The organism is Rhodopseudomonas sp. BR0G17, assembly GCF_010907025.1.
GTDB lineage: Bacteria > Pseudomonadota > Alphaproteobacteria > Rhizobiales > Xanthobacteraceae > Rhodopseudomonas > Rhodopseudomonas palustris_H.
In genome coordinates this window covers 40,470-65,030 of sequence record NZ_QUML01000014.1, presented here as the reverse complement: position 1 = coordinate 65,030, position 24,561 = coordinate 40,470, and the positions used below count along the sequence as shown (strand labels likewise).

General features: G+C 66.5%; 26 protein-coding genes and 1 tRNA gene. 5 read left to right on the top strand and 22 right to left on the bottom strand.

Features of this window, described 5'->3' with window-relative positions; all coding sequences use genetic code 11:
- Position 1: 1 nt before the first annotated feature.
- From hypE to DY467_RS13100, 20 genes are all read right to left on the bottom strand, one after another.
- Positions 2–1,048 carry a hydrogenase expression/formation protein HypE gene (hypE, locus tag DY467_RS13195; protein WP_164636562.1) on the bottom strand — a complete coding sequence of 349 codons (1,047 nt, stop codon included), beginning with the start codon at positions 1,046–1,048 and terminating at the stop codon, positions 2–4.
- Positions 1,045–2,187 carry a hydrogenase formation protein HypD gene (hypD, locus tag DY467_RS13190; RefSeq protein WP_164636561.1) on the bottom strand — a complete coding sequence of 381 codons (1,143 nt, stop codon included), beginning with the start codon at positions 2,185–2,187 and terminating at the stop codon, positions 1,045–1,047. Before hypD ends, hypE begins: the two co-directional genes overlap by 4 nt.
- The gene (locus DY467_RS13185) at positions 2,184–2,417 is read right to left on the bottom strand and encodes a HypC/HybG/HupF family hydrogenase formation chaperone (protein ID WP_164636559.1); all 234 of its coding nucleotides are present in this window, start codon (positions 2,415–2,417) and stop codon (positions 2,184–2,186) included. The genes hypD and DY467_RS13185 overlap by 4 nt, the downstream gene beginning before the upstream one ends.
- A complete protein-coding gene (gene hypF / locus DY467_RS13180; RefSeq protein WP_164636557.1) occupies positions 2,417–4,696 on the bottom strand; it encodes a carbamoyltransferase HypF in 2,280 nt (759 codons plus the stop codon). The genes DY467_RS13185 and hypF overlap by 1 nt, the downstream gene beginning before the upstream one ends.
- 4 nt (positions 4,697–4,700) lie before the next feature.
- A complete protein-coding gene (hypB, locus tag DY467_RS13175; RefSeq protein ID WP_164636555.1) occupies positions 4,701–5,660 on the bottom strand; it encodes a hydrogenase nickel incorporation protein HypB in 960 nt (319 codons plus the stop codon).
- Positions 5,660–6,001 carry a hydrogenase maturation nickel metallochaperone HypA gene (gene hypA, locus DY467_RS13170; RefSeq protein WP_011156506.1) on the bottom strand — a complete coding sequence of 114 codons (342 nt, stop codon included), beginning with the start codon at positions 5,999–6,001 and terminating at the stop codon, positions 5,660–5,662. The genes hypB and hypA overlap by 1 nt, the downstream gene beginning before the upstream one ends.
- The gene (locus DY467_RS13165; protein WP_164636553.1) at positions 5,994–7,103 is read right to left on the bottom strand and encodes a nickel-dependent hydrogenase large subunit; all 1,110 of its coding nucleotides are present in this window, start codon (positions 7,101–7,103) and stop codon (positions 5,994–5,996) included. The genes hypA and DY467_RS13165 overlap by 8 nt, the downstream gene beginning before the upstream one ends.
- Complete coding sequence (hybE, locus tag DY467_RS13160; protein ID WP_164636552.1) at positions 7,100–7,627, bottom strand: [NiFe]-hydrogenase assembly chaperone HybE; 528 nt, start codon at positions 7,625–7,627, stop codon at positions 7,100–7,102. Before hybE ends, DY467_RS13165 begins: the two co-directional genes overlap by 4 nt.
- On the bottom strand, positions 7,617–7,829 hold the full coding sequence (locus DY467_RS13155; protein WP_164636550.1) for a rubredoxin: 213 nt from the start codon (positions 7,827–7,829) through the stop codon (positions 7,617–7,619). Before DY467_RS13155 ends, hybE begins: the two co-directional genes overlap by 11 nt.
- Complete coding sequence (locus tag DY467_RS13150; protein ID WP_164636548.1) at positions 7,826–8,692, bottom strand: hydrogenase expression/formation protein; 867 nt, start codon at positions 8,690–8,692, stop codon at positions 7,826–7,828. Before DY467_RS13150 ends, DY467_RS13155 begins: the two co-directional genes overlap by 4 nt.
- Positions 8,689–9,090 carry a thioredoxin domain-containing protein gene (locus DY467_RS13145; protein ID WP_164636546.1) on the bottom strand — a complete coding sequence of 134 codons (402 nt, stop codon included), beginning with the start codon at positions 9,088–9,090 and terminating at the stop codon, positions 8,689–8,691. Before DY467_RS13145 ends, DY467_RS13150 begins: the two co-directional genes overlap by 4 nt.
- Positions 9,091–9,310: 220 nt before the next feature.
- A complete protein-coding gene (locus tag DY467_RS13140) occupies positions 9,311–9,613 on the bottom strand; it encodes a HypC/HybG/HupF family hydrogenase formation chaperone (protein WP_107343140.1) in 303 nt (100 codons plus the stop codon).
- Between the two features lie 20 nt (positions 9,614–9,633).
- Complete coding sequence (locus DY467_RS13135) at positions 9,634–10,227, bottom strand: HupE/UreJ family protein (RefSeq protein WP_164636544.1); 594 nt, start codon at positions 10,225–10,227, stop codon at positions 9,634–9,636.
- A gap of 13 nt (positions 10,228–10,240) precedes the next feature.
- Positions 10,241–10,828: a HyaD/HybD family hydrogenase maturation endopeptidase gene (locus tag DY467_RS13130; protein WP_164636542.1), complete on the bottom strand. Its 588-nt coding sequence runs from the start codon at positions 10,826–10,828 to the stop codon at positions 10,241–10,243.
- A 127-nt stretch (positions 10,829–10,955) separates the two neighbouring features.
- A complete protein-coding gene (gene cybH / locus DY467_RS13125) occupies positions 10,956–11,684 on the bottom strand; it encodes a Ni/Fe-hydrogenase, b-type cytochrome subunit (RefSeq protein ID WP_107343138.1) in 729 nt (242 codons plus the stop codon).
- 16 nt (positions 11,685–11,700) lie between these two features.
- On the bottom strand, positions 11,701–13,494 hold the full coding sequence (locus DY467_RS13120; RefSeq protein ID WP_011156496.1) for a nickel-dependent hydrogenase large subunit: 1,794 nt from the start codon (positions 13,492–13,494) through the stop codon (positions 11,701–11,703).
- Between the two features lie 18 nt (positions 13,495–13,512).
- A complete protein-coding gene (locus DY467_RS13115; RefSeq protein WP_164636540.1) occupies positions 13,513–14,625 on the bottom strand; it encodes a hydrogenase small subunit in 1,113 nt (370 codons plus the stop codon).
- Positions 14,626–14,860: 235 nt separating this feature from the next.
- Positions 14,861–16,306 (bottom strand): nickel-dependent hydrogenase large subunit, encoded by a 1,446-nt coding sequence (locus DY467_RS13110; RefSeq protein ID WP_164636538.1) that lies wholly within the window; start codon positions 16,304–16,306, stop codon positions 14,861–14,863.
- Complete coding sequence (locus tag DY467_RS13105; protein ID WP_164636536.1) at positions 16,303–17,304, bottom strand: NADH-quinone oxidoreductase subunit B family protein; 1,002 nt, start codon at positions 17,302–17,304, stop codon at positions 16,303–16,305. The genes DY467_RS13110 and DY467_RS13105 overlap by 4 nt, the downstream gene beginning before the upstream one ends.
- Positions 17,305–17,434: 130 nt before the next feature.
- Positions 17,435–17,509, bottom strand: a tRNA-Gln gene (locus tag DY467_RS13100).
- Between the two features lie 216 nt (positions 17,510–17,725).
- On the opposite strand from DY467_RS13100, the gene DY467_RS13095 reads away from it, so the two are divergent.
- Together DY467_RS13095 and DY467_RS13090 are read left to right on the top strand one after the other, a co-directional pair.
- Positions 17,726–19,507, top strand: a complete 1,782-nt coding sequence (locus tag DY467_RS13095; protein WP_164636535.1) for an acyl-CoA dehydrogenase family protein — start codon at positions 17,726–17,728, stop codon at positions 19,505–19,507.
- 206 nt (positions 19,508–19,713) lie between these two features.
- Complete coding sequence (locus DY467_RS13090) at positions 19,714–20,475, top strand: enoyl-CoA hydratase-related protein (protein ID WP_164636533.1); 762 nt, start codon at positions 19,714–19,716, stop codon at positions 20,473–20,475.
- Between the two features lie 42 nt (positions 20,476–20,517).
- Here the strand turns inward: DY467_RS13090 and DY467_RS13085 are convergent, their stop codons facing one another.
- Together DY467_RS13085 and DY467_RS13080 are read right to left on the bottom strand one after the other, a co-directional pair.
- Entirely contained in the window at positions 20,518–20,994 is a 477-nt protein-coding gene (locus tag DY467_RS13085) for a hypothetical protein (RefSeq protein ID WP_107343105.1), read from the bottom strand.
- Entirely contained in the window at positions 20,991–21,218 is a 228-nt protein-coding gene (locus DY467_RS13080) for a hypothetical protein (protein ID WP_164636531.1), read from the bottom strand. The genes DY467_RS13085 and DY467_RS13080 overlap by 4 nt, the downstream gene beginning before the upstream one ends.
- On the opposite strand from DY467_RS13080, the gene DY467_RS13075 reads away from it, so the two are divergent.
- From DY467_RS13075 to DY467_RS13065, 3 genes are all read left to right on the top strand, one after another.
- Positions 21,211–22,893 (top strand): bifunctional metallophosphatase/5'-nucleotidase, encoded by a 1,683-nt coding sequence (locus tag DY467_RS13075; protein ID WP_164636529.1) that lies wholly within the window; start codon positions 21,211–21,213, stop codon positions 22,891–22,893. The two genes, DY467_RS13080 and DY467_RS13075, sit on opposite strands and share 8 nt — an antisense overlap.
- Before the next feature lie 163 nt (positions 22,894–23,056).
- A complete protein-coding gene (locus DY467_RS13070) occupies positions 23,057–23,986 on the top strand; it encodes a histone deacetylase family protein (protein WP_107354375.1) in 930 nt (309 codons plus the stop codon).
- An 82-nt stretch (positions 23,987–24,068) separates the two neighbouring features.
- A complete protein-coding gene (locus DY467_RS13065) occupies positions 24,069–24,320 on the top strand; it encodes an exodeoxyribonuclease VII small subunit (protein WP_164636527.1) in 252 nt (83 codons plus the stop codon).
- Positions 24,321–24,561: the final 241 nt, after the last annotated feature.

Here is a 24,561-nt window from a genome sequence, read left to right as displayed (position 1 = left end):
ATCAACAAATCCGCGGCAACTGCTCGCCGGCCAGCCAATCGACGATCCGGCCGCCGCCGAACGCCGTGGTCATCTGCACAAAATGATGATCGTCCTCGATCACCTCGCCGATAATCGCGGCATCGCGCCCGAGCGGATGCGCCCGCATCGCGGCGAGCAGCGCATCGGCCGCTTCGGGCGCCGCAACCGCCACCAGCTTGCCCTCGTTGGCGACGTAAAGCGGATCGAGCCCGAGCAGTTCGCACGCCGCCACCACTTCGGGCCGCACCGGCACTGCATCCTCATCGAGCCGGAAGCCGACTGCGGATTGCTGCGCCAATTCGTTCAGGGTCGCAGCGAGCCCGCCGCGGGTCGGATCGCGCATCACCCGCAGGCCCTGCGGTGCAGCCGCCACCATTGCGGCGACCAGCTCGTGCAGCGCGGCGCTATCGGACTGGATTGACGTCTCGAACGCGAGGTTCTGCCGCTGCGACATCACCGCCACGCCGTGGTCGCCGATGAAGCCCGACAATAACACCTTGTCGCCCGGCCGGGCTTGGTCGGCGGACAACACCAGGTCGCGCGGCGCGATGCCGACGCCAGTGGTGGTGATGAACACGCCATCGGCCTTGCCACGCTCCACCACCTTGGTGTCGCCGGTGACGATCGGCACGCCGGCTGCGCGCGAGGCTGCCGCCATGCTGTCGGCGATCCGCTTGAGGTCGGCGAACGCAAAGCCCTCCTCGATGATGAAGCCGGCTGACAGATACAGCGGCCTCGCGCCAGCCATCGCGACATCGTTGATGGTGCCGTGCACGGCGAGCGAGCCGATGTCGCCGCCAGGGAAGAACAGTGGCGACACCACATAGCCGTCGGTGGTCATCACCATCCGCCCAGCCGCGACCTCGAACGCCGCCTGGTCGTTGCCGGCGCGCAGCATCGGATTGTCGAAGGCGGCGTGAAAGATCTCGCCGATCAGATGCGCCATCGCGCGGCCGCCGGCCCCGTGCGAGAGGTCGACGCGGCCGTGGGCGAGATCGAGCTTGCGCCGCCTGATCCGATCGCTCATGCCACCGCCCTCCGTGCGTGGTCGCGGAAGCGACCATAGGTCCAATGCGCCGCGCAGGCGCCTTCCGACGACACCATGCACGATCCCATCGGCGTCTCCGGCGTGCATAGCGTGCCGAACAGCTTGCAATCGGTCGGACGCTTGATGCCGCGCAGGATCGCGCCGCAGTCGCAGGCCGGATTGTCGGCGGCGGAGATCTCCGCCATCGCGAAGCGGACCTCGGCGTCGAAGGCCGCATAAGCCTCGCGCAGACGAAGGCCGCTCGCCGGCACGCGGCCGAAACCGCGCCATTCGAAGCTGTCGCGCAGCTCGAAGATCGCCGCCACTTCGGCCTGCGCGATGCGGTTGCCCTCCGGCGTCACCGCGCGGATGTACTGGTTCTCGACGACATGGCGACCGTCGTTCACCTGCTGCACCAGCATCAGGATCGACTGCATCACATCGAGCGGCTCAAACCCGGCGACCACAACCGGCTTGGCAAAATCACGCGCGAACTCGGCAAAAGCATCGGCACCGATCACCGCGCTGACATGCGCGGGACCGATGAAGCCGTCGAGGCGTGGCCCCGGCTGGCCGTCGAGATCGGGATGTTCGAGGATGCCGCGGATCGCCGGCGGCGTCAGCACGTGATTGCAGAACACGCTGAAATTGCTCAGCCGCTTGGCGGCCGCAAGCTTGATCGCCAGCGCGGTCGGCGGCGTCGTGGTTTCGAAACCGATGGCGAAAAACACCACCTCGCGGGTCGGCTCCGCCTCGGCGATCGCGACCGCATCCAGCGTCGAATACACCATCCGGATGTCGGCGCCGGCCGCCTTGGCGCGCAGCAGCGAGGTGCCGTGCGAGCCGGGCACCCGCATCAGATCGCCATAGGTGCACAGCGTCACCTCCGGGCGTTGCGCGAGCCGGATCGCCATGTCGATCCGTCCGACCGGGAGCACGCAGACCGGACAGCCGGGGCCGTGCACCATCCGGACGTTCGGCGGCAGCAGATCTTCCAGGCCGTAGCGCGAGATCGCGTGGGTATGGCCGCCGCAGAACTCCATGAAGTGATAGCTGCGCGACGGATCGGCCGCCTGCGCGATTGCCGCCGCGATCTGCCGCGCCATCTTGCCGTCGCGATACTCGTCCACGTATTTCATCGCGCCGCCTCCGCCGATTGGCTCATCTCCGCGAGCAGCGCCAGCGTCTGTTTAGCCTCGTCCGGGTCGATCCGGGTCAGCGCGAAGCCGACATGCACCACGACGTAGTCGCCGACCGTCACGCCTTCGACCAGCGCGACCGACACCACCTTGCTCACGCCGTCGAGCGACACCCGCGCCATCTGCTCGGGCAGCAGCTCGACCACTTCGGCCGGAATGGCGAGACACATCAGTGCGGCTCCTTGCTGGCAGTGAGATGTTGTCCGACGATCCAGGCCTGACCAAGGCTGAGACCGCCATCGTTCGGCGGCACCTGCCGGGCGAGCAGCGGCGTCAGCCCTCGCGCCCGCAGCCGCGCCGCCAGATCTTCGCTCAGCACGCGATTGAGGAAACAGCCGCCGCCGAGCGCGATAGTGGTGAGTCCGCTCTGCTCCGCGGCCTGCACGGCCCACTCGGCCAGCGCGGCCGCGAGCGTGCCGTGAAACAGTTCGGCGCCGTCTCGCGGATCGGTCGGCGATGTTGCCAGATGGGCGAGCAGCGGCGAGAGATCGAGCGTGCCGGCGCCGATCTCCCAGCCGCCGCCCAGCACGCGCGGGATTTGCACCAGCGCTTCGAGCTGCATGGCCGCCTGGCCTTCGTAGCTTTGCACGGCGCAGACGCCGAGCAGGCCGGCGGCGGCATCGAACAGCCGGCCGGCGCTGGTGGTGGTGGCGCAGCCGTGATTAGCGAGCATCGCGGCCAGCGCAGCGGCGCGAGGGTGATCAACGAAGCGCGATGCGATCTCGTCGTCGTGCCCCAGCGCGTGCAACGCAGCCGCCGCCATCCGCCACGGCTCGCGTGCCGCCGCATCGCCGCCCGGCAGCGCCAATGGTTTCAGATGGCCCAGCCGCGTGAACCGCGCGCCGTCGACGCGGAGCAGCTCGCCTCCCCAATTGCCGCCGTCGCTGCCGAGGCCGTGACCGTCGAGCACCAAACCGAGCAGCGGCGCGTCGATGCCGTGCTCGGCGGCGATCGAGGCGACATGGGCGTGGTGATGCTGCACGGCAATCAGCGGCAGGGCCAAATGGTCGGCGGCGAGGCTCTCGGCAAAACGGGTCGAGGCGAAGTCGGCGTGCAGATCATGCGCAATCGCGACCGGCTTCACGCCGACGAGACGGGTGAGGTGATTCACCGTCTCTTCAAAGAACCGCACGGTTTCGGCGGTCGCGAGATCGCCGACATGCTGCGACACGAACGCTTCGCGGCCGCGGGTCAGCGTGATGGTGTTTTTCAAGTAAGCACCAACCGCCAGCACCGGCGGCGTCTCGCGCGGCAGTGTGATCGGCCGCGGCGTGAACCCGCGTGCGCGGCGGATGAATGACGGTGCACCGTCGACCACCCGCGCAACGCTATCATCGGCGCGCACGACGATGCCTCGATCATGGCTGACGATCAGGTCGGCGACAGATGTCAGCCGGCGCTGCGCATCCTCGGTCACGATCGGATCGCCGCCGAGATTGGCGCTGGTCGCAACCAGCACCAGATCGACCGGCGCACGCTGCCATGCGCGCCCCGCCGGCGCGCCGCTTGCGGCATAGAAAATCAGATGATGCAGCGGCGTATAGGGCAGCATTACCCCGACCGCATCCAACGCGGGCGCGACCGACGGCGCCAGTGCGCCGCGATCTCGCATCAGCACGATCGGCCGCTCGACCGACGACACCAGCGCGCGCTCCGCCTCGGTCGCGATGACGATGCGATCGAGCGAAGCTTCGGAGGCAACCATCACGGCGAACGGCTTGGCGTCGCGGCCCTTGCGCCGGCGCAGCTCGGCGACGGCGGTTTCGTTGGTGGCGTCACACAGCAGATGATAACCGCCGAGGCTCTTCAGTGCGACGATCCGGCCAGCGCGCAAGCACGCCACGATCTCTTCGATCGGATGGCTGAGCTGCGGACCGCAGCGCGGGCACGCGATCGGCTCGGCGTGAAAGCGGCGGTTGTGCGGATCCTGATAATCGCGGCGGCAATCCTCGCACATCGTGAAGCCGGCCATCGAGGTGTTGGCGCGGTCGTACGGCAGGCCGCGCGTCAGCGTGTAGCGCGGGCCGCAATGGGTGCAGTTGACGAACGGATAGAGATGAAACCGGCTCGCCGGATCGAACAGATCGTCGAGGCACGCTTCGCAGGTCGCCGCATCCGCCCCGATCCGGGTGGTCACCACCCCGCCGCGGCTCTCCGCGATGCCGAAGTCCCGCTCGCCGCGCGCCCGAACCGTCTCGGTCTCGATCGTATCGACCCGCGCCAGCGGCGGCGCCTCACAGCGGAGCGCGACCAGGAACTCCGGCAACGCCGCACCTTCGACCTCGATCAGCACGCCTTCCGCATCGTTAGCGACGAAGCCACCGAGCTGGTAGCGCTGCGCCAGATGGTACACGAACGGCCGGAAACCGACGCCCTGCACCGCGCCGCGCACGCGCACGCGGGCGCGGGCGCGCTCGGCGGCAGCGGTGAGCGGCGTGGCCGGCTGCATCGCGCTACTCGGCGGCGTTGGCGGCGGCGCGGACCGCGGCCGCGCGCTTGCCGATCCAGGCGTAGAATGCGGCCAAGCCTTCGCCGGTCTTCGCCGAGACCGTCAGCACTTCGATGGTCGGGTTGACGCGCCGCGCATATTCGATCGTCGCGGCAAGATCGAAATCGAGATGCGGCAGCAGGTCGATCTTGTTCAGCAGCAGCAGCTTCGCGGCGGCGAACATGTGCGGATATTTCAGCGGCTTGTCTTCACCTTCGGTGATCGACAGCACCACCACCTTGTGCGCCTCGCCGAGATCGAAGCCGGCGGGACAGACGAGGTTGCCGACGTTCTCGATGAACAATAGCCCACCCTCCTGGCGCGGCAATTGATCGAGCGCATGGCCGACCATGTGGGCGTCGAGGTGGCAACCCTTGCCGGTGTTGATCTGGATCGCCGGCGCGCCGGTGGCGCGAATTCGCTCGGCGTCGTTGGCGGTCTGCTGATCGCCTTCGACCACCGCGATCGGATACTGATCCTTCAGGTCCGAGATCGTCTTCACCAGCAGCGAGGTCTTGCCCGAGCCCGGGCTGGAGACGAAGTTGAGCGCGAGGGTGCCGCTCGCCGCCAGCCTGGCTCGGTTTTCCGCCGCGTACGTGTCGTTCTTGGATAGGATATCGCGCTCGATCTGCACAATCCGCGGCTGCGACAGGCCGGGGATATGCACGCCAGCGAGCCCGGCCCCAAAATCGATGCTGCCACCAGCCGGCGCATGCACGTGACCGTGGTCATGCCCGTGATCGTGGTGATGATCATGGCCGTGGTCGTGATCATGCGTGTGAGGATGCGCGTGATCATGATCGTGGTGATGGTGATGATGTCCGTGGCCGTCGCCGTCGCCGTCAGAATGGCCATGGCCGTGCGGATGGTCGTGACCATGACCCGGATCCGCACTGGCATCGCCACATCCGCAAACCGTACACATCAGTCGACCTCCAATTCCCTGATCCGCAATTCTTCGCCGGCGGTGATCTGCAAGTGATGGCCGCCGCAATCCGGGCACGGCGCGTCACGCTGCGCGATCGTCACCGTCTTGGCGCAGTCCATGCACCAGGCGGCGCCGGGCATTTCGAGGATTTCAAGCCGCGCATCGGCCGCGATGCCGCCATGCGCCACCGCTGAGAAACAGAACCGCATCGCCTCCGGGTCGACATGCCCCAGCGCGCCGATCTCCAGCCACACCGCGCGCACCCGCGAAAACTGCTGCTCGCGCGCCTCGCGCTCGATGATTTCAATCATGCTCTCGCACAGCGCCATCTCATGCATCGGCGGCCTCGCGGAAACGAACATCGAAGCCGACGCAGGGATCGAACGCCGCGACCAGCCGTTCGACCCGGCGGCGATCGGCTTCGCTGGCTTGCAGCTTCGTCCCGACCAGCGCGCGGGCGAGCGGCCCCTCGGGATGGAAATTCCACTCGGTCGGAGCCAGGATCTCGAACTGCCGGATCGCTCCTTCAGCGTCGAGCGCCATCAGGTGATACAGCCGGCCGCGGGCGCATTCGACGGCGGCGAGGCCGATGCCATCGCCCAGTCTCATGCTCTGCACGACTGCAGCGGCGTCCGCATCTCCGTGCCGTACGGCGCGTAGTTGCTCGAGCGTCGCGGCGATCTCGATCAGCCGCGCAAGCAGCCGGCCGAACAGGCCTGAGCCGAACGCGGCGACCACCGGGTGATGCGCATTGCGGGCGAAGGCGCCGGTCTCCGGCACGCGGCCCGCCAGATCGGGACGCACCGCGAAGGACGGCCCCAACGCGATTAGTCGCTCGCCGATCATGGCATCATCCGGCGCGGTGAGCGGATCGACCGCCGCCGCACCGAATTCAGCCTCGGCCACCAGCGGGCGGTGGAGCTCAGCCAACAGCGCATCCGAGCCGAGCCAGCGCCGGCAGGCGGCGACATCCGCAAACGAATCCGGCGTCAGCCCGAGTGCTTCAAGCCCTTGCGCGATGCGGGTGATCGCGTCGTCGTCGTGCGGAGCGGCCGGATTACTCGGCCGCGCGGCAATCATCAGATCGCGCAGCTGATGAGTGAGGGCGGGCGTTCCCGCACCACCGAGCAGCAGCACGGTGCCGCGCAACAGCTCGATCATGCGCTCCACCAGAACCGAGCTGGCCTGCGCCGCAACGATAGCTGGCGCGAGCGAGGTGCCGCGTGCCGCTGCGAGAGCTTGGGCCGCCGCAACGCCCTGCGCCGACGCGCACAGCGCGAACAGCCGCGGCACCAGCGCGACGACCGTCTCGCCCGACTTGCCTTGGGCCAGCCGGCCGATGCCGATCGGCCGTCGCGCCGTGATGTCGAGCCGAACGACGCGATCGCCACGGCGGACGATTCCGACCTCGATGCGATCCTCGCCCGGCGCCGCGGTCATGGCCGCCGCTCCACCCACGCGCCGCGCAGCAGGCCGCGGCGGTCGAGCGTGGTCGCCATCTTGCCCGGAGCTCGAGACGGCGACGTCTCATCGCCAGCCGGCTCGGGCTCGAGCACCGCGGCGAGCGCGGCAGCGGCAGCCGTTTCCGCCGCCGCCTGGTCAGCGAAACCGAACATCGGCGAGAACAGCGAGCAGCTTTCGAATCCGCCGATGCCGTCGAGTTGCCCCACGGTGAACTCCAGCGCGCCGACCGGCAGCACGCGCGTCACCACCTCGCCCTGGCGGCGTTCGGCGGCAGTGGCGGAATCGAGCGGCAGCCGGACCAGATTCATGAACCAGGGCGTGACGATCACGCCGAACGCATGGTCGTCCAGCGCGCGGAAGCCGATCGCCGCGACATCGAGCGCGGGATTGAACACCGGCAGATCGTGCATCGCCGGCACCGCCGCGCGGTAGATCGCCGCCACCGCTTCGCCGGCGGCGCGCGCTTCGGCATCGCGGGGCGCTGCGGCCTCAGCGGTCATCGTCCAGCCTCAGGAATTTGACCGGCGGAGCATCGCAGGTCGGGCAGCACCAGTCGTCCGGCAGCGCCGCGAACGGCGTACCCGGCGCGGCGCGACCGAGCGGATCGCCTTCGGCCGGGTCGTACACCGTCCAGCACACGCCGCATTCCATCCGGGTGCGCGGATCGGTTTCGCTGTCGTGCGACGTGGTGAACTCGGTCATCGGAAATACGCCTCAATGATCTCGCCGAGGCGTTCGGCAGAATCCTGGAAGTCCTCATCGGCGGCCCGCACCGCGGCCGGCACGTCACCGATCTCGATGGTGTCGAGGATCGGCGCATCCATCGCGTTGAGGAACTGCACCGACCAGACGTAGCGCGCGCCGGTCGCCAGCACGCGGCAGCTGCCGTAGCCGCGCGACCATAGCTGGATCGCGCCATTGCCGAGCGTCGTCGCGAGGTGATCCATGTCGGCTTCGCTCATCGGCAGCAGCGTGAAGTTGATCACATGCGACGGCTGCCCGATCCGGTGCGCCGCCATCCGCTCGCGGATCTCCGCCAGCACCGGCTGCACGTTCATCGCCCCGGCCGGCGGCGCGGTGATCTCGATGTCGGGCGCGGGGAAATCCTGCGCGGCGCGGCTCACGATCGCCGGGATCGAGCCGATCTCCAGATAATCGCGCGCCGGTCCGTCGGCGTCGCCCTCGATCCGCACCCGCCACAGCCCGGCGAGCACCGATTCCTGCACCTGCGCGACCCGGCGGTCAGGCAGCGCGACAATGCCGGAGACCTCGCCTTCGCCGAGGATGTCGTCGAGCAGGCTGCGTTCGGCCTCGGACAGATGATCGATCGATAGCAGCGTGGTCAGTGCTTCGACGCGCTGGGCGGCGAGTGCTTCGGCAAGCTGCGTCAGCGTGCCGGCGAGCAGCGGGCATTGCCGCGTCAATTCCTCGCCGCCGCGGGTCGCCAAGGCCGCAATCGCGCCGGCACCGGTGACGCCGAAGCGCCCGGCATCGCCCGCGCCGATCGGCAGCAGCGTCATTTCGATGTCGTCGCTATCCGGCTTGGTCCAGTAGCCCACTCTCATAACTGCAACTCCGCTTCACCGCGCTGATCGACCTCGGCCAGCATCGCGCCGATCTGCGCCAGATAGCTGGACCAATCCTGGATCTTGGCGATCACGCCGAGCGTGCGCCCCGGCTGCACCACCGCCAGGCTCGGACACACCGCGACGCCGAACTTAGCCATCAGGCCGCGCTCGGCCTCGGCGACGACTTCAGCCGCGACCAGCCGGCCCGGAAACGCATTGATCAGTTCAGGCAGCACCACCGCGAGGTCCGCGGCTTCCGGAAAGCGTGCGGCATCGCCGCGGAAAAACAGCACGACGATCTTGCCGGAGCGGGCGATGAAGTCGTCGACATTGGCTTCGTCCACCAAGGTCGGTGTATTTGGCCGCGCAGCCGCGCGCGCGAGCGAACCGCTCATGTTTCCTCCACTCCCGTTCCGGCGCTTGTTGTTATCGCCGCCGCTAATTCAGCAAGCGACGTGCCAGCCGGTAATCGCCTCGAATTGGCAGCAAACTAACCATTTTGCGATCGGTTCTGACCAATCGCCCGCTGCCGAGGTGGGGCTATGGAAACATAGTAACCGGCAGGTGGGAAGTAGACTTGTAGATGACGCGCGTTGATGCGCGAACAGTTCGCAACTACTGCGGGTCGCGGCGCAGATGCTCGGGCAGCTCAGGCTCGCGATCGATCAGATCGGCGAACAGATGCTCGAACGGCTTGCCCTCCAGCGCGGCGGCGACGCCGTCCAGCGCATCGTCGATCAGCCGCGCCTCTTCGGCATCGAGCCGGCGGATGGCGCTGTCGATGAACACCAGAAGCTGATCACCCGGGGCGACCTCGCCGATCAGCATGGTCGAGACGCTGCGATGCTCGCCGCGGCGCACGCACAGCGCGGTGCCTTCCTCGGTCGAAATCACCGTCATCGGCAGGCCGACGCACATCGCAGCAATCTCGCCCGTAATTACAGCGGCAGAGCGAGCGCAACACCGGCCGCTGCGATCGCGCCTCCGGCAAGGCGGAGCGACGGCGCCGGCGCAAACCGCGGCAGCGTCGCGCCGAGCGCGAGGCCGATACCGTGCAGCAGCGCGGTGGCGACGACGAAGCCGGTCCCATAGGCGAGCGGCTGCGCCAGCGCCGGCATCTCGGCGCCGTGGGCGAAACCATGAAACAGGCCGAACAGCGCCACTGCCGCGGCAGCAGCGATCGTCGGCACCCGCACCGACAGCGCCACCAGCACGCCGAGCGCGATCACCGACAGCGCGATCATCGGCTCGACCGCCGGCAGCGAGACGCCGGACACGCCGAGCGTCGCGCCAATGGCCAGCAGCGCCACGAAGCTCACCGGCACGATCCAGCGCGCCGAACCGCCGAGCGACCACGCCCACAGGCCAACCGCCACCATCGCCAGCAGGTGATCGAGGCCGCTGAACGGATGCACGAAGCCGGCGGCGAAACCGTCCGCCGCCATCAGGTGAACGCCGGTGTGGGCCTCGGCGAGGCCGGACAGGCCGAGCAGCGCAATCAGGGCTGTGCCGGCGCGGAGCAGATGGGTCATGAGGTTTCCTCGCTCAGATCGTGGAAGATGCGGCGGCTTCGCGCCGTTCGTAATGGTCGTGGTCGATATCATTGGCCAGCAGCGCGGCGCCTTCGGGCAACGGTTCGACGCGCGGCGCCACCGGCACGCCCCACTCGGCCAGAATCGCGCAGGCCATCGCCAGCGACTCGGCGATACGGCCGCGCACCGGCTCGGTCAGCGCTCCGCCCCAATCTTCCAGATCGAGCGGCTGACAGCCGATCAACGCCAGCTCGCGCGGCGCGGCGCCAAGCAGATCGGCGGCACTCAGCACCTCCTGAAACCCGGTCTGATGCAGGCTCATCTTTTTGGCGCCGGTGAATTTCGGCACTTCATCGCCGCGCACCAGCTTCAGCGTGCCGGGCTCGAGCCCGTAATCGATGGCGTCGAACACCAGCAGGTGGTCATGGTCCTGCAGGAAGTTGACGAGGTACAGCCCCTGGGTGCCGCCATCCAGCACGGTGACGTTGGCCGGCACATCATAGGCGCGGTGAAACGCTTCGACCGCACGCACGCCGAAGCCTTCGTCGGCCCACAGAATGTTGCCGATACCGAGGATCAGGACGCGGGGCGCATCTGTCATGGAGTTCTCACGGGTCAATGCGTCAATGCGAGAAGCGAAGCGACGAAACAATCCAGCTCGGTGCATCGCACGTCTGGATTGCTTCGCTGCGCTCGCAATGATGGGGAGAAACCCACTTCAGCCAACCTCAATCCGGCAGATCGTCGCGGAACAAGCGTTCGCCGGAGACGATCGACGAGATCATGCTCTGGCGGCTGAGGATGTCCTCGCGCACCGCGGCGTAGATGTGCACGATCACGAATACCACGATCGCCCACATTCCGAGATGATGCACGGTGTGAAGATCCTGGCTGTTCGGGAAGATCGAGAACATGAAGCCGAACATCTTGTACTGCCAGCTATCGATGCCCTGGCCTTCGGCATACAGCGCCATGCCGCTGCACATCATGAAGATCATGAACAGCATGAAAGTGAACATCGCCACGTGCGCCAGCGGATTGTGGCCGATGTACTTCTTCGGATCCTTCACCAGGAAGGCGTACCATTTGAATTCGTAGATCATACCCCACCACCAGGTCCGGCTGGTGATCGGCATGTAGAACAGCTGCTTGGAGTATTTGTTGCCGACGATCGCCCAGTAGGCGCGCAGGATGAAGAACACGATCAGCGTCTGGCCCGACGCGAAGTGGATGAAGCGGATGTAGCCCATCTGGAAGCTGGCGCTTGCCTCACCGGGCACCGAAGGCGGCGGCGATCCGATCAGATAGCCGGTGACGCACAGCGCCACGATCAACAGCGCGTTGACCCAGTGCCACAGCCGCACCGGCGCCTGATAGACATAGACCGTCTGCAACGACCGGGCGCGTTCCCCGGCCGAGTCGATGGCGCCCTGGACCCGTGCGATTTCCGTGGTCATCGTCGCCTCCCCTGCGTCAGCTGACCTTGACCTGTGCCATTTCCTGACCGTCCTCGCTCATCACGTGGGTCGAGCAGGCCAGGCACGGATCGAACGAATGCAGCGTGCGGATGATTTCCAGCGGTTGGTTCGGATCGGCCATCGGAGTGTCGAGCAGCGCCGCCTCGAACGCACCGATGTTGCCTTGCGGATCGCGCGGGCTGCCGTTCCAGGTGGTCGGCACCACGCATTGATAGTTGTCGATCCGGGTGTCCTTGATCTTGACCCAGTGCGCCAGCGCGCCGCGCGGCGCCTCGGTGAAGCCGACGCCCTTGACGTCTTTCGGCCAGCTCGACGGGTGCCATTTGTCGGTGTTGGCGGTGGACAGATCGCCGGCCTTGATGCTGGCCATCAGCTTGTCCTGCGCCGCGCGCAGCTTGCGCGCCGCCCACTGGCATTCGAGGCCGCGCGCCGCGGTGCGGCCGAGCGTCGAGAATAGCGCGGTGACCGGCACGTCGAGCGTCTTCAGGAGCTTTTCGGTCGGCTCCTTGAACTCCGGCTTGCCCTGGGCGTAGCCGATGATGTAACGCGCCAGCGGACCGACCTCGACCGCGTGGCCCTTCCAGCGCGGCGCCTTCAGGAACGAGTATTTGGCGGACTCGTCCAGCGCCTCGATGTTGGTGCGGGTCCCCTTGGCGTTGGGGCCGAGCACGAAGTTCGGCTCGGTGACGCCGTCATACGGATGCAGGCCCTTGCCCTCGTCGGCGTACTTGTACCACGAGTGCGTGACGAATTCCTGGATCTGGTCCGGCGCGCTCAGATCGACCGGCAGCACCTCGTTCAGATTGCCGTTGATGATCACGCCGCGCGGCAGCATCAGGCTCTTGTCGGAATAGTCGTTGGCGTATTCTGGCAGATCGCCGTAGGACATCACCGACTTCGACGACAGCCCGCCGCCATACAGCCAGTCCTTATAGAACCCGGCAATCGCCACCAGATCGGGCACGTAGACCTGCTCGACGAAGGCGACGGTCTGGTCGATGATCGACGACACCAGATTGAGCCGCTCGATGTTGATCGCGCCGACCGCGCCGGTGCCATCGACGTTGATTGAGCACGGCACGCCGCCGACCAGCCAGTTCGGATGCGGGTTCTTGCCGCCGTAGATGGTGTGGATCTTGACGATCTCCTTCTGGAAATCGAGCGCTTCGAGATAGTGCGCCACCGCCATCAGATTGGCTTCCGGCGGCAGCTTGTAGGCGGGATGGCCCCAATAACCGTTCTTGAACGGGCCGAGCTGGCCGCTCTCGACGAACTTGGTCAGGCGGATCTGCAGATCCTTGAAGTAGCCCGGCGACGACATCGGCCACGGCGAAATCGACTGCGCCAGCGCAGAGGTGGCTTTCGGATCGGCCTTCAAGGCCGACACCACGTCGACCCAGTCGAGCGCGTGCAGATGATAGAAGTGGACCAGATGGTCGTGCACATACAGCGCGAGCTGCATGATGTTGCGGATGGTGTTGGCGTTCTCCGGCACGTTGATCTTCAGCGCGTTCTCGACCGCGCGCACCGACGTGAGCGCGTGAGTGCCGGTGCAGACGCCGCAGATCCGCTGGGTGAACGCCCAGGCGTCGCGTGGATCGCGGCCCTTGAGGATCACCTCGATGCCGCGCCACATCGTGCCGGTCGACACCGCATTGCGGATGACGTTGTTGCTGTCGACATTGACCTCGACGCGCAGGTGCCCCTCGATCCGGGTTACCGGATCGACGACGACGCGGCGGCCGGCATTGTCGAGCTTGAAGCCGTTGGGAGTCGTGACGTTGGTCATGATGCTGCGTCCTGGGCCTTAAGCCGACTTGCCGTTGGAGGTGCCGTTGCCGTTCGGGACTTCCTTGCGGCGCGACAGATTGCGCACGGTGGTCACCGCGGCGTGGGCGGCGATCGCCGTGCCGACGACGCCGGCGACCGTGGCGCCGATCTTGTCGGCGTTGGCCTCGATACCGAACTGATTGATGGTGGTGAGCCGGTCGTAGAACGAGCCCTTGTCCCAGAACGCGTCTTCCGAGCAGCCGATGCAGCCATGGCCCGACTGGATCGGGAACGACACACCGCCGTTCCAGCGCACCGTCGAACAGGCGTTGTAGGTGGTCGGGCCTTTGCAGCCCATCTTGTAGAGGCAGTAGCCCTTACGCGCGCCGTCGTCGTCCCATTCCTCGACGAACTGACCGGCGTCGAAATGCGGCCGGCGATAGCATTTGTCGTGGATGCGCTGGGAGTAGAACATCTTCGGCCGGCCCTGGCGGTCGAGTTCGGGCAGCCGTCCGAAGGTGATGATGTAGGACACGACGCCGGTCATCACCTCGGCGATCGGCGGGCAGCCCGGCACTTTGATCACCGGCTTGTCGCGGATCACCTTGTCGATCGGGGTCGCGTTGGTCGGGTTCGGCTTGGCGGCCTGCACGCAGCCCCACGAAGCGCAGCTGCCCCAGGCGATCACCGCCATCGAGTCCTCGGCCATCTCCTTCAGCTTCTCGACGAACGGGCGGCCGCCGTCGATGCAGAACATGCCGTCTTCGTTCAGTGGCGGATTGCCTTCCACCGCCAGCACGTACTGGCCTTTGTACTTCTTGCGAGTCTCTTCGAGGATCGCATCGGCCTGATGGCCGGCCGCCGCCATGATGGTGTCGTCGTAATCGAGCGAGATCATCGACAGCACCGCATCCTTCACCAGAGGATGCGCCGAGCGGATGAAGCTTTCAGAGCAGCAGGTGCATTCCAGCCCGTGCATCCAGATCACCGGCACGCGCGGCTTGGTCTCCAGCGCGTGCGCGATCTGGGTGGCGCCGATCGGCCCGAGGCCGAGACTGGTGGCCGTGAGACTGCAGAACTTCACGAAGCTGCGCCGCGTGATCCCCTGCCGCCTGATCACCTCGTAAAAGGTTTCCGTCACTGCACCCATGATGGCTCCCGGTGTCCCGCCCTCTCGAAGTCTCGTTCCGGACTTCGCAACTTCACGAGAGATCGCAAGAACCATGCCAGCGACGCGAAGGAATGATGCGGTGCATCAAGTGCTTGATACGAGCGGTAAAGCGCGGCGCGCTTGGGTGAGGCCCGTGAGCTTCGGGAAACGACGAGGTGATAAGCCGGTTGCGGCGCTGACAACCGAGTGACCGCAGGTGCGATCAGCCAAGCTGTTAGTGTGCAGTGCACACCATGCAGGGATCGAACGAACGCACGACGTGCTGGATGGTGACCGCGCGCGCGCCGGCGTCACCGACCGGCGTACCGACCAGCGCTTGTTCGAGCGGGCCGGGAACGCCGTCGCGATCACGCGGCGAGAAATTCCAGCTGGTCGGCGCGATGATCTGATAGCGGCGGATGCTGTCGCCGCGCAATTCGATCCAATGGCCGAGGCTGCCGCGGGCAGCTTCGACGAGGCCGATGCCGGTCCCGTCGCGGCCACGCTCGCCCCGCTCCAGAAACGGTTCGGCAAGATCGAGCTGCCGCGCCCACTGGTGCATCGCCAGCGCCAGCCGGGCCGTCTCGCGCAATCGCGCAATAACGCGGGTCGTGACGCAGGGACCGAAACGGACGAGACAATCCCGGATCAGCGGATCGCCGTCGACCGCCTGCCGCGCCAGGGCCCCGACTTCGGCCGGGCCACCGGCGAGCCGGGGTGCCTTGCACCAGCTGTAGCCAGCCGGCTTGTCGGCATCAGGATCGGTGTCGGCCTCTAGCGGCGACAATGAAGTCTCGCGCATCCAGGCGTGAGCCACATCCTCGGTGATCGCGTCGGGATCGAACGACGTCCGCTCCGCACTGGAAGGATCGAGCACGCCGGCTGCAAACAGAGCTGCATCCTCGCCCTGATAGGCGCCGAAGCTCATCAGCGGCAGCGCGATCCGGCCGAGCTGGTGAAGCGCAAGATCATCGGCAATGCCGAGAAAGCCGACGAAATCACTGCCGCGGCCGTCCCGCCATGCCTCGAGGCCCGCCACGCTGTCGATCGCCAGCACGTTGTCGAGACTGTCGCCGAACACGGTGCGTTCGAGAAAGTCGCGGAAGTCGCCGATGATCGACAGCAGCTGCACTCGCTCGCCGAGATCGATCGCGCAGGTGGTACCGCCCGGCTGAAACGCCAGACTGTGCGGCCATTTGCCGGCGAGCAGGCCCATGATCTGCAACAACCGCGCCCGCGCCGGCAGCATCGCCTGCGCCGCACTGCCCTGCACCGCCTTGAACCGGGCCGCGATCTCAGGATGCCAGGGCCGCGCCGCATAAGCGTCGCGGGCGAAGTCCGGCATGAAGAACAGATAAAAGTGGGTCAGGTGATCGGCTGCGTTCTCGGCGGCATGTGCCAGATTTGCGGCGAGCACGCCGTTGCGCGCCGGCCGCACCCCGCCGGCGGCCCGCAGCGCCGCCACCGCGGCCATCGACTGCGACACCGAGCAGATGCCGCAGATCCGCGGCACCAAAGTCAGCGCATCCATCGCCGATCGCCCGCGCAGGATCTGCTCAAAGCCGCGATACAAAGGCGCGGTGACTTCGGCCGAGCGAACGACGCCGCCGTCGAGATCGAGCCGCACCTCCAGATCGCCCTCGACGCGGTTGAACGGGCCGACCGTGATCCGCCGCGTCATGGCCGCCGGCCGGGATCGCTGCGCGGCGGCACCACGATGTGATCCGCCGCCGCGTTGGCGCGGACCCGCTTCGGCGTCGCCGATTTCGACAGCGCCGCCAATGCGACGAACCAGGCTTTCGGCATGTCGAGCGGCAGGCCGACCGGGATGCCGGCGAGCTTGGCGGTTTCCATGAAGCCCTGCGAGGTCTCGAAGCCCGGCGAGGTGCAGGCAATGCAGGCATAGCCGCCGCTGGTGCAGGAGCCACTGCCGTTCCAGCCGCGCTGATTGCAGTCGCCGACCGCCTGGGTCGCCTTGCAGCCGAGATGCTCCATCAGGCAGCCCTGCTGCGACAGCTCCTCGGCGCTGGCTTTGAACTCGTAGTACTCGTTACGGGCGCAGCCGTGATGCGCCAGATGATCGGCAAAGAACCGCGGCCGGCCGAACGCATCGAGCGCAGCGCTGTCGACACCGCCGAGCGCCAGCGCCGCCAGTGTCTCGGAAATCCAGCCCGGATGCGGCGCACAGCCGGCGATGTTGATGACCGGCAGCCCGGCGCGAGAGCGAAAGCCGGCGCCGAGCACGCCGCCGGCCTCGGCCGCCGCATACTGCAGGCCGCTGGCATCAGTCGGATTGCCGCCGGCCATCGGCACGCCGCCGAACGCCGCGCAGCTTCCAGCCGCAACCACATAATCGGCGCGCGGCGCCAGGGCCGTCACCCAATGCAGCATCGAACGACCGGTGCCGCCGAGCATGTTGAACCGGCCACTGCCATTCGGCCCACGCAGCACCGCGCCTTCCAGCACCAGCGCGCCGAGCCGCTGCTCGCCGGACGCAATGCGTTCAAAGATCGCCACCGCCTCGTCGGCGGTCGCCTCGCTGACCGACGGATGCCACAGCAGATTGATCCCGAACCGCTTCAGCTCGGCAAACCAGCCGGAATGCCCGCCCTCCAGCGCCGCCATGGTGCAGCCGCCGCAACTGGCTCCTTGCAGCCAAAGGATGTCGAAGGAGTCCATCGCCGCCGGCCTCCCAACCAGCTCTGTGGCCAGCGACTATGCGGGAGTTCGCGCGACCGCCGCAAGGCGGATGTCCGACGCGCGCGCATCGAGACGCGCCGGCATATCTGAGCTAAGCTGCTGAAATGATTGGCTGGGGCGGGAGGGATCGAACCTCCGCATGGGGGAATCAAAATCCCCTGCCTTACCGCTTGGCTACGCCCCAACAGCCGGTTCCGGACCGCGCTGGGGCGGCCGGATGGCGGATTCGCTTCGGCTCCGCCGGTCTATCGACACCCAAGCGGCATTTCAACCGCCGAAAGCGTCGTGCGCGGGGTGTGGGCGGCCCGGCTGCAGAGCCGGCGCGACGCGACGGACGGTTGAGGGGAATGGGTTTTCGTGGAAAAAGGCCGGCATTCCTTCCGTCAGCCGGGACTTCAACATGACCTATCGCGCTCCGATCGACGACATCCTTCTTTCCCTGAACCACGGTGCAGGACTGCAGGCCGCCGTCGCCGCCGGCCATTTTGGCGACTACGACAGCGAGATCACTGCGCAAGTCCTGGACGAGGCGGGCAAGTTCGCCAGCGACATCCTGGCGCCGCTGAACCGGGTCGGCGACAAGCACGGCATCAAGCTGGAGCATGGCAAGGTCACCACCGCGCCGGGCTGGCCGGACGCCTATCAGCGCTGGATCGCCGCCGGCTGGAATGCGGTGTCGGGACCGGAGGATTTCGGCGGCCAGGGGCTGCCGATGGCGGTCAACGCCGCCTGCACCGAGATCTGGGCGTCTTCCAACATGGCGTTCGGGCTGTGCCCGCTGCTGACCCTGTCGGCGATCGACGCCCTGCATACGCACGGCAGCGACGCGCTGAAGCAGGTCTATCTCGGCAAGCTGATCTCCGGTGAGTGGACCGGCACGATGCAGCTCACCGAGCCGCAAGCCGGCTCCGACGTCGGCGCGCTGCGCACCCGCGCCGAGCGCGCTGCCGACGGCAGCTACAAGATCTTCGGCAGCAAGATCTTCATCACCTACGGCGACCACGACATGACCGATAACATCGTGCATTTCGTGCTCGCGCGTCTGCCGGATGCACCGGCCGGCACCAAAGGCATCTCGCTGTTCCTGGTGCCGAAATTCCTGGTCAACACCGACGGCTCGCTGGGTGCCCGCAACGACATTTATCCGAGCGGCGTCGAGCACAAGCTCGGCATCCATGCCTCGCCGACCTGCACCATGACGATGGGCGATCACGGTGGCGCAATCGGCTATCTGATCGGCGAAGAAAACCGCGGCATGCAGTGCATGTTCACGATGATGAACCAGGCCCGTCTCGCGGTCGGCCTCGAAGGCGTCGGCATTGCAGACCGCGCCTATCAGCAGGCGCTGGCCTATGCGCAGGAGCGCAAGCAAGGCCGCGCGGTCGGCAGCGCCGGCCCGGGTTCGGATCCGATCATCAAGCACCCCGACGTCAAGCGCACGCTGCTGACGATGCGCGCGCTGATCGGCGCCGCGCGTACGATTTGCTACTCGACCGCGGTTGCGCTCGACATCGCGGCGCGCAGCACGGATCCGAAGATCAAGGCCTCCGCCGCTGCGCGCGGCGCGCTGCTGACGCCGATCGCCAAGGCGTTCTCCACCGACATCGGCATCGAAGTTGCCTCGCTCGGCGTGCAGATCCATGGCGGCATGGGCTTCATCGAAGAGACCGGCGCCGCGCAGCACTATCGCGACGCGCGGATTGCGCCGATCTACGAAGGCACCAACGGCATCCAGGCGATCGACCTCGTCACCCGCAAGCTCGGCGCGAACGGCGGTGCCTCGGTGTTCACATTGCTCGACGAGCTGACGCTGATCGTCAAGGATGTCGAAGCGTCGAACGATCCGGGCTTCGGCCTCACCGGCCTGCGACTCCGCGAAGCGCTGGAAGCGCTCGATCGCACCAGCCGCTATCTGCTCGACAAACTCGGCAGCGCCACCAACGATGCGCTCGCCGGCGCCACGCCCTATCTGCGACTGTTCGGCGCCACGCTGGGCGGCTGCGCGCTGGCGGCCGAAGCGCTCGCGGCGCGCGATCTCGAAGGCATCAACGATCCGTCGCGCTACGTCGCGCTGGCGCGATTCTTCGCCGAGACCGTCGCGGTGCAGGCGCCTGCGCTGGAGCGCAGCGTGGTCGACAGCGCCGCGTCGGTGGCCGGTGCCGAGGCGGTGCTGACCGCCTAAGTTGATCCTTCGGCTTACGAAGAACTCCGGGGTGGCTGCATTGCAGCCACCCTTTATTTTGTGCGCATAGCGTTGGGCGTGAGCTCCGACAGAAATTCATCGCGGACGGCGGGCCGTCAGCTGACGTCACGGACGAACGTGATACTGTGCGTGCCGAGAAGCGCTCCGCTTGAGGCGGGGACGCCGGGTCTTACGGGGGAAATGCCATGACGGAGCATCTGATCGTCACGGATGAGGACGGCACGCGCGTGATCACCATGCGCCGGCCGGAAAAGAAGAACGCTCTGACGCAGGACATGTATCGCGAGATGAGCCACGCGATCGACACCGCGCAGAACAATCCCAGCATCCGTTGCCTGATCATCACCGGCGGCTCCGGCGTGTTCACCGCCGGCAACGATCTCGACGATTTCCTCAAAGCCGGCACCGATACCAGCGGTGCGGCGCGTGTCACCAACGCCACCAAGTTTCTGTATTCGCTGGCTCACAACGTGAAGCCGATCATTGCGGCCGTCGACGGCATCGCGATCGGCATCGGCACCACGATGCTGTTTCACTGTGACTACGTGCTGGCCTCGACCACGGCGACGTTCTCGACGCCGTTCATCCAGCTCGGCCTGGTGCCCGAAGGCGCGTCCAGCCTGCTGATGCCGCGCACCATGGGCTATCAGCGCGCGTTCGCCACGCTGGTGATGGGCCACACCATGACGGCCGAAAACGCCCGCGTCGCCGGCTTCGTCAACGTCGTGGTGGCGCCCGGCCAGACTGAGATGGAAGCCAAGAAAGCCGCGCGGGAAATCTGCGCACTGCCGGCCGAAGCGGTGGCGATCTCGCGCAAGCTGTTGCGGCTGGCGCCCGATGAGATCACCCGGCGGATCGATCAGGAAACGCATCTGTTCGGCGAGCGGATGAAGTCGCCCGAAGCCGTCAACGCCTTCATGCGCTTCTTCCAGCGGAAGAAGAGCTGAGATGACGGCTGCGGCACCCGGCGGACGCCGCAGCCGGACCGATTACTTTTTCCCGGGCGCGAAATTCTGATCGCTGAACGGGTTCGACGCCGGCGTCCGCAGATGGACGAAGCCGAGCTTGAGCTCGCGGTGGCACGAATTGCAGCCGGCGGTGAGGTCATCATAGGCCCGGGCGAATTCGCGGGCGTCCTTGGCGGCGATCGCCGCCGACACTGCGTCGAGCGGCTTGGCCATGGTGGTGACGTCGTTGACCGGCAGGCTCTGATAGAGCTGGGCGGCATCTTCGAGCCTCGCCTTGAGCTGCTTGGTCTCGTAAGTCGCAAGCCCCCAATTGCCCGCCTTGCCGGCGTACCACAGCTTGATGTGCGCGACCTGCGCGCCCTGCATCAGATCGGAAAGGCGCGGCTGAGGCCGTTCGCCTCCCCGCGGCTGCTGCGCGACGGCGAACGACATCGTGCCGGCAAACGCCATCGCACCGATAACAACGGCGGCGGGCCCAGCGAACGAAAACCTCTTCATGCGTCATCCCCGGTCTTGTACGAGCATCGCGACTCGCGGTCCGTCGCGCGATTGAGTGCCATCAGTAACGCCGCGCCGCCGTGGAGTTCAATCGGCACGTCGGCAAGGTTGGTATTCTGCGGCGCATTCGCGTCGTCCTGCGGCAAACCGACGCCACTTGCATTCGCGCGCGCGGCAGGCGATGCGAAGCGTGAAACAGCTCTGCTCGGATCACCGATGATCAAGCTCCGCTCTCGCCTGCCCCTGCTCGCCACCGCCGCCGCGCTCACTGTCGCATCCGTTTCCGCCCCGCGCGCGGCCGAATTGCTCCCGCCGCCGGTCGATCTGCGGATTCTGGCGATCAACGATTTCCACGGCAATCTACAGCCGCCGCCCGGCGGCATCGCGATCGACGACCCGGCCGATCGGACCAAGAAGATTCACGTCCCCGCCGGCGGCGCCGAACATATGGCGACGCTGGTCAAAGCGCTGCGCAAAGATCATCCCAACGCGATCTTCGTTGCGGCAGGCGACCTGATCGGCGCCAGCCCGTTTCTGTCCGCCATGTTTCACGACGAGCCGACCATCGAGTCGCTGTCGCTGATGGGGCTGGCGCTGTCCTCGGTCGGCAATCACGAATTCGACGAGGGCAAGACCGAACTGCTCCGGATGCAGAACGGCGGCTGTCATCCGGTCGACGGCTGCCAGGGGCCGCATCCTTTCAAGGGCGCGGCGTTTAACTATCTGGCCGCCTCCACGGTCGAGACCGCGACCGGCAAGACGGTGTTTCCTCCCTACGCAGTCCGCAAGTTCGGCGGTGTGCCGGTGGCGTTCATCGGGCTGACGCTGAAGAACACGCCCAACATGGTGTCACCGCCGGGTGTCGCCGGACTGTCGTTCAGGGACGAGGCCGAGACCGTCAACGCCCTGATCCCTGAGCTGAAAGCCAAGGGCGTCGAGGCGATCGTGGTGCTAATCCATGAAGGTGGTTTTCCGACCGGCGACTACAACGAATGCCCGGGGATCTCCGGCCCGATCGTCGAGATCGTCAACAAGCTTGATCGCGCCGTCGACGTGGTGATCAGCGGTCATACTCACCGCGCCTACACTTGCCGGATCGACGGCCGCCTTGTCACCAGCGGCGACAAATACGGCACCATCGTCACTGCGACCGACCTCAAGCTCGATCCGACGACCCGCGACGTGATCAGCGCCGCGGCCAATAACACGATCGTCCGGACCGAGACGCTGGCCAAGGATCCGGCGCAGACCGCACTGATCGCCGCCTACGACAAATTGGCCGGTCCGATCGCGGCGCGGCCGGCGGGTTCGGTGACATCGGCGCTGTCGAGGATGCCGAACGCGGCGGGCGAGAGCGTGCTCGGCGACGTGGTGGCCGATGCCCAGCTCGCCGCGACATCGGATAAAGACAAAGGCGGCGCCGAGATCGCGCTGACCAACCCGGGCGGCGTCCGCTCCGATATTCTCGGCGGCGAAGGCGGCGCAGTTACGTTCGGCCAGGTGTTTGCCGCGCAGCCGTTCCGCAATCAGCTGGTGACGATGACACTGACCGGCGCCCAGCTCAAGGCGGCGCTCGAACAGCAATGGGCGGAGCCGGCGCGGCCGCGAATTCTGCAGGTGTCGAAGGGCTTTCACTTCGCCTGGGATGCGGCGGGCGCCTCGGGTGCGAGAATTCCGCCGGATAGGATGACGTTGAACGGAGCGCCGATCAATCCGAACCGCGCCTATCGGGTCACGCTGAACGCCTATCTGGCGGCGGGGGGCGATGGCTTCACCGTGTTCAAGGACGGTGCTGCACTGCAAACCGGCGTGTACGACGTCGACGCGCTGTTCGCCTATTTCAAGACCCACAGTCCGGTGGTGCCGCCGCCGACCGACAGGGTGACGCGCTTGAATTGAGCGAGCTCTAGTTGTTTGTTTTGATGCGTTTTCTTCGAGCGGAGCAGTTTCCATGTCGCTCGGAAACGCTCTAAGCCTTAAGCGGCCCTTTCGCTCGCCGCAGCGAGTAACTACATTCATTCGAATATAATACAGACACAGATCGGCGCCCGGGCACTTCTGAATGACCACGCTTTTTCTGACCCATTCCGCGTGCCTCGACCATCACACGCCGGAAGGACATCCTGAGCGCGCTGCGCGCCTCGCCGCCATCAACAAGACGCTGGGCGAAGAACGCTTTGCACCACTGGCGCGCGCGGAGTCGCCGATCGGCTCGCTCGAGCACATCGCGCTGTGCCACACCGATCACCACATCGTCGAGCTGCGCCACATGTCGCCGTCCACCGGCATCGTCTATGTCGACGGCGACACCTCGATGTCGCCGGGCACATTCGAAGCCGCGCTACGCGGCGTCGGCGGTTCGGTCGCCGCGGTGGATGCGGTGATGAAGGGCGAGGCCGCCAACGCCTTCGTCGCCACCCGGCCGCCGGGTCACCACGCCGAAATCACCAAGCCGATGGGGTTCTGCTTTTTCGGCAATGCCGCGATCGCCGCACGCTACGCCCAGCGCCAATACGGCATCGAGCGCGCCGCGGTGGTGGATTTCGACGTCCACCACGGTAACGGCACCCAGGACATCTTCTGGGGCGACCGCACCGTGATGTACTGCTCGACCCACCAGATGCCGCTGTTCCCGGGTACCGGCTCGCAGGGCGAGCGCGGCGAATATGACAATATCGTCAACGCGCCGCTGGCCTCCGAAGATGGGGGGACTGAGTTCCGGTTCGCGTTCGAGCAGCTGATCTTGCCCCAACTCAAGCGGTTTTCGCCGGAATTGATCGTGATTTCGGCCGGTTTCGACGCCCATTACCGCGATCCGCTGGCCAGCCTGAACCTGCGCGCCGAAGATTTCGGCTGGGTCACCGAACGGCTGATGGAGGTCGCAGCCCACACCGCCGGAGGCCGCATTGTCTCAGTGCTCGAGGGGGGATATGACCTCCAGGGCCTGAGTGAATCGGTGGCTGCGCATGTGGGCGCCCTGATGGGCGCTTGAACCAGCCGCCCCGCCAGGCGACCAAGAATAACAACCAAAACAATGCTGCCGCGCCCCCGCGCGGTGCAGCCGGGAATGCGAAATGGCCGACGCCGCAACCGCCGATGTGAAGAAGCTCAGCTTCGAGCGCGCCCTCGAGGAACTCGAGACCATCGTCAAGCGGCTCGAAGACGGCAAGGTGCCGCTCGAGGAGTCGGTCACGATTTATGAACGCGGTGAAGCTTTGAAGCGCCGCTGCGAGGATCTGCTGCGGCAGGCCGAAGCCCGCGTAGACAAGATTACCACCGACGCGCAGGGCGCTCCGACCGGCACCGAGCCGCTGGACGTGCAATAACCCCGACCTCCGCAAAGGTAATTGCTTGCGCCGCCGTCCGGCCACGACCGTGTTTGCGGCGCAACACTGGAGTTCCGAAACTACCCCCATCAACCCTGTTGGCCGAAAGTTTACGCAGCCTGACCAAGCCTTGGGCGGCCGATGGTTGGATTTAATGACGGGTTTGTGTAAAGGTATGAGCTTATGCGCCGCGCTTGACACTCGCCGGGATGGCACTGTCAAGTTCGGTGGACGTGTGCAG

Coding starts and splice junctions, on each gene's coding strand:
- DY467_RS13185 (WP_164636559.1), bottom strand. CDS start 2,417: ATGTGTCTCGCCATTCCGGCCGAAGTGGTCGAGCTGCTGCCCGAGCAG.
- hypF (WP_164636557.1), bottom strand. CDS start 4,696: ATGCAGCCGGCCACGCCGCTCACCGCTGCCGCCGAGCGCGCCCGCGCC.
- DY467_RS13150 (WP_164636548.1), bottom strand. CDS start 8,692: ATGAGAGTGGGCTACTGGACCAAGCCGGATAGCGACGACATCGAAATG.
- DY467_RS13085 (WP_107343105.1), bottom strand. CDS start 20,994: ATGAAGAGGTTTTCGTTCGCTGGGCCCGCCGCCGTTGTTATCGGTGCG.
- hypA (WP_011156506.1), bottom strand. CDS start 6,001: ATGCATGAGATGGCGCTGTGCGAGAGCATGATTGAAATCATCGAGCGC.
- DY467_RS13075 (WP_164636529.1), top strand. CDS start 21,211: ATGATCAAGCTCCGCTCTCGCCTGCCCCTGCTCGCCACCGCCGCCGCG.
- DY467_RS13135 (WP_164636544.1), bottom strand. CDS start 10,227: ATGACCCATCTGCTCCGCGCCGGCACAGCCCTGATTGCGCTGCTCGGC.
- DY467_RS13120 (WP_011156496.1), bottom strand. CDS start 13,494: ATGACCAACGTCACGACTCCCAACGGCTTCAAGCTCGACAATGCCGGC.
- DY467_RS13065 (WP_164636527.1), top strand. CDS start 24,069: ATGGCCGACGCCGCAACCGCCGATGTGAAGAAGCTCAGCTTCGAGCGC.
- DY467_RS13105 (WP_164636536.1), bottom strand. CDS start 17,304: ATGGACTCCTTCGACATCCTTTGGCTGCAAGGAGCCAGTTGCGGCGGC.
- DY467_RS13155 (WP_164636550.1), bottom strand. CDS start 7,829: ATGACCGAGTTCACCACGTCGCACGACAGCGAAACCGATCCGCGCACC.
- DY467_RS13095 (WP_164636535.1), top strand. CDS start 17,726: ATGACCTATCGCGCTCCGATCGACGACATCCTTCTTTCCCTGAACCAC.
- hypE (WP_164636562.1), bottom strand. CDS start 1,048: ATGAGCGATCGGATCAGGCGGCGCAAGCTCGATCTCGCCCACGGCCGC.
- DY467_RS13165 (WP_164636553.1), bottom strand. CDS start 7,103: ATGACCGCGGCGCCGGGCGAGGATCGCATCGAGGTCGGAATCGTCCGC.
- DY467_RS13090 (WP_164636533.1), top strand. CDS start 19,714: ATGACGGAGCATCTGATCGTCACGGATGAGGACGGCACGCGCGTGATC.
- hybE (WP_164636552.1), bottom strand. CDS start 7,627: ATGACCGCTGAGGCCGCAGCGCCCCGCGATGCCGAAGCGCGCGCCGCC.
- cybH (WP_107343138.1), bottom strand. CDS start 11,684: ATGACCACGGAAATCGCACGGGTCCAGGGCGCCATCGACTCGGCCGGG.
- DY467_RS13115 (WP_164636540.1), bottom strand. CDS start 14,625: ATGGGTGCAGTGACGGAAACCTTTTACGAGGTGATCAGGCGGCAGGGG.
- hypD (WP_164636561.1), bottom strand. CDS start 2,187: ATGAAATACGTGGACGAGTATCGCGACGGCAAGATGGCGCGGCAGATC.
- DY467_RS13070 (WP_107354375.1), top strand. CDS start 23,057: ATGACCACGCTTTTTCTGACCCATTCCGCGTGCCTCGACCATCACACG.
- DY467_RS13145 (WP_164636546.1), bottom strand. CDS start 9,090: ATGAGCGGTTCGCTCGCGCGCGCGGCTGCGCGGCCAAATACACCGACC.
- DY467_RS13130 (WP_164636542.1), bottom strand. CDS start 10,828: ATGACAGATGCGCCCCGCGTCCTGATCCTCGGTATCGGCAACATTCTG.
- DY467_RS13140 (WP_107343140.1), bottom strand. CDS start 9,613: ATGTGCGTCGGCCTGCCGATGACGGTGATTTCGACCGAGGAAGGCACC.
- hypB (WP_164636555.1), bottom strand. CDS start 5,660: ATGTGTACGGTTTGCGGATGTGGCGATGCCAGTGCGGATCCGGGTCAT.
- DY467_RS13110 (WP_164636538.1), bottom strand. CDS start 16,306: ATGACGCGGCGGATCACGGTCGGCCCGTTCAACCGCGTCGAGGGCGAT.